The sequence below is a fragment of the Paludisphaera mucosa genome (assembly GCF_029589435.1).
GTDB classification, from domain to species: Bacteria; Planctomycetota; Planctomycetia; order Isosphaerales; family Isosphaeraceae; genus Paludisphaera; species Paludisphaera mucosa.
Window position 1 is genome coordinate 55,222 of the sequence record NZ_JARRAG010000005.1, and the last position, 13,629, is coordinate 68,850.

General features: G+C 67.3%; 7 protein-coding genes. 1 reads left to right on the forward strand and 6 read right to left on the reverse strand.

Annotated features, from left to right (window positions below):
- Positions 1-201 precede the first annotated feature (201 nt).
- Complete coding sequence (locus tag PZE19_RS31655; protein ID WP_277864673.1) at positions 202-6,018, reverse strand: beta strand repeat-containing protein; 5,817 nt, start codon at positions 6,016-6,018, stop codon at positions 202-204.
- 583 nt (positions 6,019-6,601) lie between these two features.
- Between PZE19_RS31655 and PZE19_RS31660 the strand changes: the two genes are divergently transcribed.
- Positions 6,602-6,763, forward strand: a complete 162-nt coding sequence (locus PZE19_RS31660) for a hypothetical protein (protein WP_277864674.1) — start codon at positions 6,602-6,604, stop codon at positions 6,761-6,763.
- Between the two features lie 780 nt (positions 6,764-7,543).
- Here PZE19_RS31660 and PZE19_RS31665 read toward each other — a convergent pair.
- From PZE19_RS31665 to PZE19_RS31685, 5 genes are all read right to left on the reverse strand, one after another.
- Positions 7,544-8,065 (reverse strand): helix-turn-helix domain-containing protein, encoded by a 522-nt coding sequence (locus PZE19_RS31665; RefSeq protein WP_277864675.1) that lies wholly within the window; start codon positions 8,063-8,065, stop codon positions 7,544-7,546.
- Positions 8,062-8,391 (reverse strand): type II toxin-antitoxin system HigB family toxin, encoded by a 330-nt coding sequence (locus PZE19_RS31670; protein ID WP_277864676.1) that lies wholly within the window; start codon positions 8,389-8,391, stop codon positions 8,062-8,064. The genes PZE19_RS31665 and PZE19_RS31670 overlap by 4 nt, the downstream gene beginning before the upstream one ends.
- Positions 8,392-8,696: 305 nt before the next feature.
- A complete protein-coding gene (locus PZE19_RS31675) occupies positions 8,697-9,842 on the reverse strand; it encodes an ISAs1 family transposase (RefSeq protein WP_277864677.1) in 1,146 nt (381 codons plus the stop codon).
- Positions 9,843-11,020: 1,178 nt separating this feature from the next.
- On the reverse strand, positions 11,021-11,635 hold the full coding sequence (locus PZE19_RS31680) for a hypothetical protein (protein WP_277864678.1): 615 nt from the start codon (positions 11,633-11,635) through the stop codon (positions 11,021-11,023).
- Positions 11,636-11,716: 81 nt separating this feature from the next.
- Positions 11,717-12,979, reverse strand: coding sequence for an NHL repeat-containing protein (locus tag PZE19_RS31685; protein WP_277864679.1), 1,263 nt, complete (start codon positions 12,977-12,979; stop codon positions 11,717-11,719).
- Between the last annotated feature and the right edge of the window lie 650 nt (positions 12,980-13,629).

The following is a 13,629-nucleotide window of genomic DNA, read 5'->3' on the forward strand; positions in this document are numbered from 1 at the left end:
CCGGACTTGACGGCTCGGCCGTCGCGTAGGGGTGCATTTAGTTGGCGAAAGCCCGCGGCATTCCAGGGAGCCGACGCCGCCGCTGCCGACAGCCTTCGACGCATAACGACCGACGGCGTCGGTGATTGGACGACGCCCGCCGGGCCGCGTCGTCATCACCGTAGCAAGCCGCGCCTAAATGGCCGCAAGGTCCATCACGGGTCAACGACGGCGGAGGATCGACGGGCGGCGATTCGCTCCGGCGAGGATGCCGCCGTCGAAGGCCGCGGCGTAGCCGATCGACGGGACGGCGATCCGGAACCGTCGCTGGAGTCGGAGGCGGCTGTTGAACGACAGGGTGACCGAGCGGGTCGCGGGGTCGTAAGTCGCGGCGCGGACCGGGATCCGCACGCCGACGCCGCGAGGCCCGATCGGGCCGGTCACGACGTATCGGTCCGGATTCGAGGCGACGGAGGTGTCGACGTCGCCGCTGAATGTCAAGACGAGGGTCGTCGGTTGGGCGTGGAAGCCGTATCGGAGGAGGTTGACGACGGACGGGATCAGCGGGGCGTTCGGCTGGATGACCGTCGACACCGATCCCGAGGCGCTCTGCGCGACGTCGGCGTTCCCGGAAAACACCGCCCGGAAGTCGTGGACGCCGGGTGCGAGGTCGGCGAGCGACAGGCTCGCCGCGCCGCCGACCAGCGGCGCGGAGCCGATCAAGACGTCGCCGTCGTAGAAGAACACCGTCCCGGTCAGGTCGACCGCGCCGGGAGACGTCGCGACGATCGACGAGGTGAGGGTCGCCGATCGCCCTGAGACCGCGACCGTCAGCGACGAGGCGGTCGTCGCCGGGGCCACGACGACGGCGACCGGAGCGTTCGAAGTCGCGGAGGAAAAGTTTGCATCTCCGGAATAGACGGCTCGGATCAGGTGGTTCCCGGCCCTCAGGGAACTCGTCGTGAACGACGCGAAGCCGGAGCTCGCGCCCGCCGATCCAGCGTCCAGGCCGGCGAGGCGTAGCTGCCCGATGGGCGCGGAGCCGAGAAAGACCTCGCCGTCGTAGAAGGCGACGGTCCCGGTCATCAGGGTCACGCCGTCGGACGGCGCCGCGAAGGCGGCCGTCAGCGTCACGTCCTGGCCGAAGAAGACCTGCGACGGCGAGGCCGAGATCTCGCCGGAGGCGGTTGTCGACCTCTCGACGACCACGACGACGGGACCGGACGTGGTCGGAGCGAACAGGGCGTCGCCGCTGTAGCTGGCGGTGAGCGTCGCGGCGCCGACCGCGAGACCGGCCGGGATGGTATAGACGGCGACGCCGTTCGGGCCGATCGGGACCTCGGCCAGGATGGTCTCGCCGATGCGGAAGACGACGGTCCCCGTCGGAATCGGCCCTGGTCCTTCACGCGAGATCGTCGCGGCGACGGTGATCGGTCCGCCGAAGACGGCGGGGTCGGGGGACGCGACGACGCTCGCGGACGTGGCGGTTTTCACGGAGACGTCGACCACGATCGCCCCGAGGTCGGCGACGGCGGCGATCGCGTTTCCGGCCAGGTCTTTCACGCCGCCGGCGACCACCGAGATCACATACTCGCCCTGGAAGCTCCCGGCCCAGGTGGCCGCGGGGGCGGCGACGGTGTAGGTGACGACGTCGCCGACGACCGTGAAGCCGGTCACCGTCGCGCCGTTGCCCACCGTGATGTTCCCGACCCCGAAGGTCGAAGGGTCGATCCCCGAGGCCCCGCCGCCGTAGGCGATTCTCACTGTCGTCGTCGACGCCTCGCCCGCCGCGGCGTTGACCGGAGGTGCGGCCGTCAGAGTCGCCGTCGGGAGGGCCGTGGCGACGAGGAACGATCCGAGGTCGGCGACGGCTGCGATCGCGTTTCCGGCCAGGTCCTTCACGCCGCCGGCGACCACCGAGATCACATACTCGCCCTGGAAGCTCCCGGCCCAGGTGGCCGCGGGGGCGGCGACGGTGTAGGTGACGACGTCGCCGACGACCGTGAAGCCGGTCACCGTCGCGCCGTTGCCCACCGTGATGTTCCCGACCCCGAAGGTCGAAGGGTCGATCCCCGAGGCGCCGCCGTTGTAAGTGACGGAGATCATCGTGTTCGAGGAACCTCCGCTCGCGTTGTCGACGGTCGGGGCGCTCGCGAGGGTCGCCGTGGGCAGGGCCGTGGCGACGAAGAACGAGCCGAGGTCGGCGACGGCGGCGATCGGGTTGCCGGCCAGGTCCTTCACGCCGCCGGCGACCACCGAGACCGTGTAAACGCCCTGCGCGCTGGCGGCCCAGGTGGCCGAAGGCGCGGCGACGGTGTACGTCACCACGCCGCCCGCGACCGCGAACCCGGTCACCGTCGCGCCGTTGCCCACCGTGATGTTCCCGACCCCGATCGAGGCCGGGTCGATCCCCGCGGTCGCGTCGGAATAGGTGACGGCGACCGTCGTCGTCGACGCCCCGGCCGCCGCGTTCGTGACCGTCGGGGCGGCGGTCAGCGACGCCGTCGGCGCCACCGTGTCGACGAGGAACGACCCGAGGGAGGCGGCGGCGATCGCGTTGCCCACCATATCCGTCACGCTACCCGCCACGACCGAAATCGCGTAGGGGCCCTGGACGCTGGCGGCCCAGGTGGGGAATGGCGCAGAGACGGAGTAGGTGACGACGTTCCCCGAAACCGAGTATCCGATGACGGTCGCGCCGTTGCCGACCGTGATGTTTCCGACGCCGAAGCTTGCGGGATCGAGGCCGACCGCACCGCTGCCGTAGGCGACGCTGACCGAGGTCGAGAATCCCGAGGCGTCGGCGGCGTTGACAGTCGGTGCGCTCGCGAGTGTCGCCGTGGGCAGGGCCGTGGCGACGAAGAACGAGCCGAGGTCGGCGACGGCGGCGATCGGGTTGCCGGCCAGGTCCTTCACGCCGCCGGCGACCACCGAGACCGTGTAAACGCCCTGCGCGCTGGCGGCCCAGGTGGCCGAAGGCGCGGCGACGGTGTACGTCACCACGCCGCCCGCGACCGCGAACCCGGTCACCGTCGCGCCGTTGCCCACCGTGATGTTCCCGACCCCGATCGAGGCCGGGTCGATCCCCGCGGTCGCGTCGGAATAGGTGACGGCGACCGTCGTCGTCGACGCCCCGGCCGCCGCGTTCGTGACCGTCGGGGCGGCGGTCAGCGACGCCGTCGGCGCCACCGTGTCGACGAGGAACGACCCGAGGGAGGCGGCGGCGATCGCGTTGCCCACCATATCCGTCACGCTACCCGCCACGACCGAGACGGTGTAGGTGCCTTGAGCACCGGCGGCCCAGGTGGCCGTGGGGGCGGCGACGGTGTAGGTGACGACGTCGCCGACGACCGTGAAGCCGGTCACCGTCGCGCCGTTGCCCACGATGATGTTCCCGACCCCGAAGGTCGAAGGGTCGACCCCGGAGGCTCCGCCGTCGTAGGCGACGCTGAGCGGCGTGGTAGCAAGAGCGCCGGAGGCGGCGTTGACCGGCGGCACGTTCGCTAGGACGGCGGTTGGGAGGGTCGTGTCGACGAGGAACGAGCCGAGGTCGGCGACGGCGGCGATCGGGTTGCCGGCCAGGTCCTTCACGCCGCCGGCGACCACCGAGACCGTGTAAACGCCCTGCGCGCTGGCGGCCCAGGTGGCCGAAGGCGCGGCGACGGTGTACGTCACCACGCCGCCCGCGACCGCGAACCCGGTCACCGTCGCGCCGTTGCCCACCGTGATGTTCCCGACCCCGATCGAGGCCGGGTCGATCCCCGCGGTCGCGTCGGAATAGGTGACGGCGATGCTGGTGGTGGCCAGGCCGGAGGACATGGCGTCGACCGCCAGGGCGGATGTGAGGGTCGCCGTCGGTGGAACGGTGTCGACGAGGAACGAGCCGAGGTCGGCGACGGCTGCGATCGGGTTGCCGGCCAGGTCTTTCACGCCCCCAGCGACCACCGAGATCACATACTCGCCCTGGAAGCTCCCGGCCCAGGTGGCCGCGGGGGCGGTGACGGTGTAGGTGACGACGTCGCCGGAGACGCTGAATCCCGTGACGGTGGCACCGTTGCCGACCGTGATGTTCCCGAGCCCGAAGGTCGCCGCGTCGATCCCGCTGCCCGAGTTATCGGTGTAGGTGACGACGACGTTGGTCGTTACGGCGGCCGCACCCGCGACGTTGATCGTCGTCGCGGCGTCGAGCGTCGCGGAAGGGAGGAGGAGGATCTGGAAGGCGCCGACGTCGGACGCGCTGGCGGGACGCACGACGCCCCGCTGGTCTACGGTCGGGATCGTGATCCCGAAGACGACCGACCCACCTGAAAGTCCGGCAGTCGCGGTTTGCATGAGCAGGGCGACGGTCGGGGTCGGACCGTCGTTGTCGGCGAGGCCGGCCGGATCAAGGTCGACGGTGGACGTGTCGTCGACGCCGCCCGTCGCGAAGGCCCCGGTCACGCCGTAGACGATGTTCGTATACGCCGCGCCGTCGAGGGAGGCCGTCGCCGTATTCGTGTTCGACCCGCCGCTCCCGATGCTCTTCGCCGAAGCGTCGAGCGTGAGGATGAGGTTATTCTGGGCGCCCCCCTCGCTGACGAGGATCGAGTTGGCCAGCTCGACGCTCGCGGACACGGGGCCTCCCTTGGTGAACGCTGCGCCCGACCGCCACTCTCGCCCGAAAGTGAGGCTGTAGACGTCCAGGCCGTTGGAGACGACGGCCGACTGCGCGCCGCCGGTCCCCGAGACCGTCGTGTTCAGGGCGAAGGTGGCGTTGACGAGGACGACCGAGCCGTTGAGGTTGAAGACGCCGCCGCCGAACCCGCCGCCGGCCTGGGCCTGCTTGGCCGAGTTCCCGCCCGTCGCGTAATTGCCGGCGATCGTGGAGTTGACGATGGTCAGGTCGCCGGTGAAGTTGAAGATGGCCCCACCCATGCCGCCGCCGCCGCCGCCGCCGCCGTTGCCGAGCGCCTGGCTTCCGCTCGCCCCCGCTCCCCATCCGCCCTCCCGACCGCCGGCGGAGGGGTTGCTGGCGCCGCCGCCGCCGCCGAAGCCTCCGTCTCCGCCCGAACCACCGCCGCCGAACACGGCGTTTCCGCCGCCGCCGCCGCCGAACCCTCCGCCCGCTCCTTCACCGTTTCCGCCGCCGCCGCCGCCGACGCCGCCGCCGCCCGCGCCCATGATCGTGGAGATGCCTCCCTGGCCGAACGAACCGCCGGGGTCGGAGCCTAACCCCGACGACGCGCCGCCGCCGCCATCGCCCCCGACCGCCCCGCTTCCGGCTCCGCCGAGATTGCCGCTGCCGCCGCCCGGCCCGGCCCCCCCGGGGTCGCTGGCGTTGAATCCGCCGCCGCCGCCGTTGGCTGAAAAATTGCCCTCTCCCCCGGCTCCTCCGACCGCTCCCGGCGCCGTCCCGCCGAATCCGCCGCCCGCGCCCCCGGTTGCATCTTCACCGATGCCGCCGCCGCCGCTGCCCGATCCGACGTTGGTGCCGCCGCCGACGGCGCCGCCGCCGGCGATGGTGACGCCGTTTAGATTCACGGCGCCCATGTTGAAGATCGCGCCTCCCGCGCCCATGCCGCCGCCGCCGTTTCCGGCGTCGCCGCCCTTCGCGAGGCCGTTGGAGAGAGTCAGGTTGCTGAGGTTCAAGGTTCCGAACGCGACGCCGCTCTGGGCGGCCGCGACGTAGAAGAATCGGAAGTCCGGAGTCCCGACCGCGCCGCTCCGTTGCAGGAGGGCGCCGCTGATCGGGTCGCCGTTGATCGTCAGGTCACCGACGATCGCCGGGAGCGCGTTCGGGCCGTACCAGTAGTTGTCGGCCTGGGTGAAGGTGTATGTGCCCGACAGGTTGATCGTATCGGCCGGATCGACGTTGGCGTTCGCCGTCTCGACCGCCGTCACAAGGTCCGAGACGAGCCCGCTGGATACGTTGAAGACGGCCGGCACGGTGCGGTCTTCCAGGTGCTCGATCGAACACTTGCGGCTGCGGGCCTTGGAACGCGCGGCCTGGCGGCCCTTGCGAAGTGACGGGAACCCGCGATATCGATTGCTGCCGGACATGTTGTTCACGCTCCTCGAGCTTGATTGCGACCTGGCGACCATCGGCCCGGAGGGGCGTTGTTGCGGAGGGTTCGCGGCGGCCCTCGGGCGATTTAGCCGCCGAGAGGACAGCCTAAGATGGCTTTTAGGAGCCCGTCGGTTTCCCACTAAATCAATATCTAATTGGGTTTGCGACGAATCGTCGAGTTCTTTCCGGGACAACTTAATAAAGGGTACCACAAGTTAATGAAATCCGTATTAGAAAATACAAATAAATATTTATGAATTGAGAAAGGCTGCGCGTCGACGCCGCCGCCGCCCCGCAGCTTCGGTAGCAGTGGTGAAGGCGGGCTGCGTCGTCCTTCGGACCCAGGGGGCTGTCCGAAGTCGATCTGGAGTCCTTCGCAGCAGCTCCCGACGACGGCCGCCGAGCCCGCCCCCGACCGACTCGGGCGGACCCGCCCGAGTCGGTCGGCTCCGCACCTGGAGCTACCGAAGCTCGACCTGGCGGGGTGGCGGCTCGAGCTTGTTCGGATCCGGCCTGCACGGAGTTGAGAAGTGCAGGTCGGTCCTCGCGCGGCTCAGCCGCAGTTGGGAGGCGCAGGTGACCTTGTCGGCGTGCAGCCCCGGCGTCGTCCGGCACACCGACGCACGGGGCCTGCGTCCGCGGCGGCACCCCCAAGAGCTTCGGCGGGTCGTGCAGGGCCGCATCCACGCGGCGCTGAAGACTCCCAGGCGGTATGGGCGGCGCTCGACCGGCAGCTGACCCAGGCCCGGCCTTCAAACCAATCGGTCAGGATCCGAGCGACTTGGTCACGGCGTCCGACGTCGAGCTCGGGGCCGGCCCCGCCTGGGAACACGGCGTCGGCGCCATGGCCGGGGAGATCTCGGTGCCGGTCTCGCACGGCCTGGGGACGTTAGCCGAGGCGGGCGGCGATGCATGGTCGCGATCAGCCGGCATGCGAGCCGAGGCCAAGTCGTGGCCTCCGCCACGCAAACTCGAGCCCATAGGCCTCCCCACCAACGGACCCGATTACCCGGGCCGTCCGGCTCGTTGGCCTCCTGGTCGCCTGCCTCAAGCGACCTGGAGTCGTGTTCCTCGTCGGCGTCGGCTCGACGGGGTCTTCAAGCCGTGGGAGTCGAGAGGTCGACTATTCAGGCCCCATGCCAACGCCGATCCCGGCCAGCCACTCACGACCCTCGTCGTCAGGACACTTTTCCAAGTGCGAGAATAACCCCCATTATCAGACCCACCGACGATGGCGGGGGTGGAGTAGACTCGCGACGCCGTGAAGGCGCTCACCCGATCTCGGAAGGCGATCGAGGCTCGGAAGACGGGCATCACGAGCACGGCCGGGGAGCTCACTCCGACCTGCCGACGATACGATCCCAGGAGCGACGAATACCGCGGACTGCTGCGGGCGTACCTCGAGTTCCAGACGAGGCCGATCCCCGCCCCGGATTCTCCATGCCCGGAAGAATTACAGGACGGCGAGGATCGACGAGCCGCCTGCCTGGGGCGAATCCGTCGGCTGCGGCTATTTCGTCATGTCCTCGGCAGGAAGACCGCCGGCGGAACCTTGAAGAAGCGAGCGAGGTCGACGACTTGGGACTTGGTGAGGTTTCGGGCGCCGCGAAGTACGGCGGAGACGGTGGACTGCGAGATGCCGACCTCGTCCCGGAGGTCGGTCTGGCTGACCCCTTTTTGCTCCATCAGCAAGCCGAGGACGTCGGCCTCGGAGGCGTCCGGGATCGGGCGCGTCCCGGCCTCGTAAGCCTCGACGAGGCCCGTGAGGACGGCCAGATACGATTCCGCGCCCTCGTCCAGGTCCCGACACATCAGAGTCTCGACCGTCGCCAACGCCTCGCCGAGGTGGGCGTCGTCCCGGATGGGTTGCAGCGGGAACTTCTTCACCAGGGCGAGATAGTTCCGAAGGTGGAAGGGGGGCGTGAGGGACGCCGTCGGCTTCATACGCTTCGCCTTCGCCATCCCGCCGGACGAGGCTGGAAGGCCGGCGGCCTCGTGCCGCTTCGGGACCTTGGCCCGTGATCCTTTCTTGATCGTCATCGTCTTCCACCTCTCTTAAGGGCCTTGCCCTCAGGCTTCTCTTTCGGCGACGCGACCGCCCCCGCCTTGGATTTCCCGGGCGGGTCGGGCTCATGGCACCCGCATTGGTCGGGCCATAGATCCCTGTCGTATTCCTTGTGGTCCATCACCCGTTTGATGAACACGATGGCTCGGGCGAAATCGACCTTGGCGATGATCCGATAGTGATTGCCGCCGACGTCGAAGACGAAGCAATTGCCTACCTTGTCGGCCGCGCGGAACGTCTGCTGGAGTTCTCCGAAGTTGGCCCAGACCATGGCCTCGGTGAGCTTGTACCAGGCTCTCATGCGAGACTCGGCCTGAGGATCTCCCGGCCGAGATCGCCAGAAATCTCGCAGCGGCGCCAAGGTCAATACGTGCATGTCGGTTTCCCGGAAGTCGCAGCGGCCCTGGGCCTACTATCGCAGAATGCGTTGAACGCGTCCAGGCCAAGTATCGCGTATTGCGATAGGATGGTCCTGTCGTCGCCCGGGGTCGAAGGCCTGGGGGCCCGCACGACGCAGTCCGGCGCGTATGCAAGCCGGGACCTTGTCGCAACGTCGGGAGAAGGCGAAGCCGGGGTGGATCGGCTCCAGGGCGATTGCACCATAAGCTATGATCCGAACAAGACTTGTTCGAGATAGCCGGTGTTGCATGCGGCCTTGAGACGCTTGTTCTTCACGCCGACCTTCTCGGTCTTCTCGTTCTTGAGCAGGCCGAGGGCCGCCCGGCGGACGACGCTGAGGTTGGCGTCGGCCAGCCCGGCGCGGACGCGGCAGCGGTCCTCGCCGAAGGTGACGTCGAGCTGCCAGTGCAGCGAATTCTCGATCCCCCAGTGGCCTCGGACCGCATCCGCGAACGCCTCGGCGTCCAGGCGGCGGCTGAGGATGTAATACCGCACGGCGTCGCTCGGCCTGCCGTCGCGCGTCGAGACGCTGATCGCCACGCCGATGGCCGCCAGGTCCGGCCACCGCTCGCGGTCCGGGAGGTCGGCCGGGGCGTCGCAGACGTAATACGACCGATGCTCGACCCGGCCGTGCCCCTTCTCCTTCGTCTCACGGCGGCCGACCTTGACGCGGGCGAAGTCGTCCTCCATGTGCCCCAGGAAGAAGTCCTCGACGCCGCGGTGCAGCGTCGGCTGATTGTCCTTCACGGCCAGGACGTAGTCGGCCTTGCGATCGAGGATCGTCCGGGCGATCTCCGTCTGGCAGCCCATCGCGTCGATCGTCACCAGGCAGCCCTCCAGCTCCAGCATGCGGAGCAGCTCGGGGATGGCCGTGATCTCGTTGGACTTCTCGTCGACGACCACCTGCCCGAGGCTCAGCCGGGCGTCCGTCGCCCACGCCGAGACCATGTGGATCGCCGACTTGCCCGACGCCCGGTCGAAGCTCCCGCGCAGCGTCTTGCCGTCGATCGCCACGGCCCGCCCGGCGGTCGCCTCGTGCAGGGCGGCGATCCAGCCCAGCAGGCATCTCTCGAAGGCCCCCGGGTCGAGGGCGCGGAAGATGGCGTTGAAGCGGTCGTGCGAGGGGACGCCGGCGGAGAGGTCGAGGAACTTCGCGAGCCAGTCGCGCCGCTCGCGGCCCCAGAGCGCGATCGAGACGAAGTCGTCCGCGCCGGCGACGACGGCGTAGACCGCGATGACGACGACGTTGATCAGCGGATAGGTGACCTTGCGACGCCTCGGGTCGGCCAGGCTCGCGAAGTGGTCCTGGAGGCGGACCGACGGAGATGGGGAATCGGGGTCGGGCGACGTCATGATCGAGGATCTCGGTCGACCCACCCGCCGGGCACCGGCCCGACCGTCGCGGGCCGATCCTCAAGATCCTCGCAAATCACCCATCATGGCGCAATCGCCCTGGGATCGGCTCAAGTCGAGCCGAACCAGTATAACGCCCATTATCGGACGCTGAAGCCCGCTCGCACTTCCACCCTTCTGCGTGGCTTTTCGCCGACTGTCGAGGCGTCCGAAAGCGGCCGTCCAGCCCGCGTCCACGCTCGATGACGCATCATCGTTACAAGACATAAAGGGCGTGGTTTTCACTGGTGTGCACGTATGTCAATGACTCCAATTATAGAAGGGCTGCGCGGTGCCGACCGCCGGAGCGCGTCGGCGTCCCGACGGTCGGCCGGGCGTTCTCGCCGCTCGCGCCCGATGGATTCGCAGAAGTGCGGGAGGCCACCGCCGGCATCCCGGGGAGCATGGCCCAAGCCGTCGTCGACGAGGTGAGGGCGGAAAGGTTCTAGATGCCCCGCTCCTTCTTCGACGCGAGCACCCTCGTCAAGCAACACCATGTCGAGGCCGGCATCCTCCAAGGTCCAAGCCGTACTCAGCCCCCCCGGTGCGGAGTCCTTGATCTCGAGGCTCTTGGCCCTTGAGGTGTTCTCCAGTTTCGCCCGAGATTTGCGATCACGCCGGTCGTGGAAAGTGCGCCGAGCTTTGTGGGCATGGAACTCTCGTGGGGGCCCTTCCGGAGGATCAACTCCAGCTATCCAACCGGCCTGCCTCGGCGACCATACCCGTTGGGGTAGACCCCGGTCGCCACTGCACAAGGATGCGGTTCACGCCGGGTCCATCGATCACGGGCGGACGGCTTCGCGTGGAGTGCCTCGACCAGAACTGCTTCACCAGTCTGGAAGACGCCAGAGAGGGGGCGGAACGTGTCACGTCGAGGACAATGGACGTCTCCTCGACGGCGCACTCGTCTGCCCGGCCATCAGGATAATCGAGTCAATTACTGAATTCATGTTCACTGATATGTAAATGCAAAAAGCTCTCGTTTCTCCGGTCCAGCTTCTCGGTGCGCATCACGCCCCATTGATCTGGGGGCGAATTGAACCTCAACGGCCGGATCGAGCTCGACATGAACGCCCGTATACACCTGCTGTAGCTCATACGGCCCCTGGTGACATGACCGTCGGATCTACCTCAGGATGTCATGAATCTCGAGGAACGCCGGGGGGCGTATGATGTGAGTGTGCATAGGTCATGAGTTTCCGACGCGAGGCGAGGAACCTGGTCAGGACCAAGCATGCGATCGTCGCCTGAACTACGGCGGTGGGCTCCGGCACCATGACGAGTTGAGCGCCCGACTCTCCGCCCAAGACGTCGAACTCGAGTCGGCTCAGGTCGACTGTGCCGGGGTCTGTACTGCTGAGAAACGTGTAGCCTGACAATATGCCGCCGATCGCAATATCCGCCGCTTCGGTGAGCGAGAAGTAATTCAACTCGTCGGCGACGGGGGGCAAGGGTGCGAAGAAATCCCAGTCGGCCATCGGGATTCCGTTCACGTTTTTCGGCGCGGTGATGAAACTCGAGGCGTCCAGGCCGAAGACGGTGTTGGCCCCTATGAGGTTGAGCCCACTGATGGTTTCAGATCGGCCCGTTTCCGGGTTGATGAACAGCCTGTTCACGATCGTCAAGTCGTACTCGTAAAGGCCGCCGCCGATCGAATGGGCCGTCACGATCAATTCGCCCCGAGCGGCGGGCGCGACGGCCAGCACGGCCGTGACGACGGAGATCTGGAAGACGGCGAACGTCTTGATACTCATCATAAATTTACTCGTTGAGAAAACGCGGCCGCCGTCGCCGGGGCTCGAGACAGGTTCGTGGGACGTTCGGGAGGGTCCACCTCAAGGCGTGAATTGCTGTACCGTCAGCGGCCCGTCGAGTCGGTCGCCCTCGCTCACGAGGACCAGGAGGCCGCCTTGGCCGTCGGGCTCCAGGTCGTGAGGGTAAGATCCCGCGGGCAAGTTGAACCGAGACGTCGACTCTCCGGTCGTCGGGTCCAGGGTGACGATGGCCGAGTCCGACGTCGGGGGGCTGAGTTCCTGCCCATTGAGGGAGGCATAGAGACGTCCATTCACCCAGGCCAGACCGTTGATGAGTGGGCTCGCCGCCATCTCAGACAGGATCACGCCGTCGGATTTCCGAATCCTGACGATGGAATAGTCCTGCCGGCCCGCACGGACCCCCTGCAGCCAGAACTCCTGGCCGTTCAGCGCGATCCCTCCCCATCGGCCCGCCGGCAAGGGGATCGACCCCTCGACGCCTCCGCCGGCGTTGGCGTCGAGCCTGTAAAGCTTCGCCTCATCGTAGACGATCTGCCACACGTCCGATCCATCGGCCACCGCCCCGCCTTTTTGACCTTTCAAGGGAAGCACCTCGAGCAGGCTCCCGTCGCTAGGGTCGAAAAGCTGGATCGTGCCGTCAACGTCCGTGGTTCGGACCGGGATTCCACCCGTCGCGAGCCCGGCGCGTCCGGCCTCTCCCATCCCGGTCCCCAAGATGAGGTTCGAGGTCAGATCCCGGATCTCGAAGTTGAGGATCTGGTCCGCGTTTCGGGAGCAGACGATTCCGATGTTCCTCGACGCGCCGGCGAGCGTCACCGTGGCTTTCGCCGTGATTCTCGTAGGCCCTCCCGCATTTTCAGAGGTGATTTCGACGCTCTTGAGGTCGTTCGACCTTATGAGCGTACGCGTCGCGGCGTTGTAGAATTCCAGGAAGCTCAACCGAGGTGAAGCATTCGACAAGGAATGTGCGTCGGACTCGTCCGGAACCCCCAGGACTGAGACCCGAACCAGGGACGCCTGGTTGTGGTTGCGCGGGTCGATGAATTTGCCCGCAAAGACTACAAGGTAGACGGGGGTCTGGCACGCGGCCGCGTAGACGGCGGGCCCCGTGTTCCCCAGGAAATCCTGCCTCGTCGGCAGAGCCAGCCCCGCATAGATCGTCGCGTCCCCAGGGAGGTTCAAGATCACCCGAAGAGCGGGCTGCTGGAATGCAGTGGCTTTATCTGACAGGAGCAGAAGGCCGGCCGGGCCGACTCCCGCGATCGCCATGATCTCCCCGAGGAAGCGCCTCCGACGAGATCCGGATTTCTGCTTGGGGTTCACGATTCACCTGGATTGCTCGGGTGTCCGTTACGCCAGACCGTTCGATCGTGCGAGATCCAATCCGCCGAGGGGATCCGCACCCATCCGACGCAAGCCGACCGTGGAAACCGGTCGATCGCCCAACGAGTCGAAAGACGAGACATGCCAGGCTTCCTTGCCGTCCTCTTGAGCCGAGCTTTGAGCATGACCAAATCGACCGGATATGTTCAATTGATACGATGTCAAATCGAAGCAACCGGGGCTGATAAGCGTCACCCGATGCCGAACGCGTGTCGTCGCGTCTGGAAATGAAGCGCCGTTGGAATCCATTCTTGTCGACGAGTTCAGGTCGTCAAACGGCAGGATAGACCTATTGGCCGGCATGTCAAATTAAAATCCGATATTTTCGCTCCAAGACGACTCCGCCCCGACCTGCTGCTGGACCGGCTCGGTTTCAGGTCGTGTGGAGCTGGCGAGATGAGAAACCGTCCAGGTAAGTCAGACCCCGGGTCGCCTGACGGACGACGGAGTCGGCGGAGACGTTCGCGTAGGCCCTCGCATCCGCCCATGGCTTCAAGGCGTCCGAGCGTGCGAACCTGCGACAACTCATTTGATGGGATATCGATACATCGATTTCAATCGACCAAGATCGGGCACGAACGTGCTCCCGG

Excerpts from the sequence above, each read along its gene's own strand:
- PZE19_RS31655 (WP_277864673.1), bottom strand. The coding sequence starts at position 6,018 with ATGTCCGGCAGCAATCGATATCGCGGGTTCCCGTCACTTCGCAAGGGC.
- PZE19_RS31665 (WP_277864675.1), bottom strand. The coding sequence starts at position 8,065 with ATGACGATCAAGAAAGGATCACGGGCCAAGGTCCCGAAGCGGCACGAG.
- PZE19_RS31670 (WP_277864676.1), bottom strand. The coding sequence starts at position 8,391 with ATGAGAGCCTGGTACAAGCTCACCGAGGCCATGGTCTGGGCCAACTTC.
- PZE19_RS31675 (WP_277864677.1), bottom strand. The coding sequence starts at position 9,842 with ATGACGTCGCCCGACCCCGATTCCCCATCTCCGTCGGTCCGCCTCCAG.
- PZE19_RS31680 (WP_277864678.1), bottom strand. The coding sequence starts at position 11,635 with ATGAGTATCAAGACGTTCGCCGTCTTCCAGATCTCCGTCGTCACGGCC.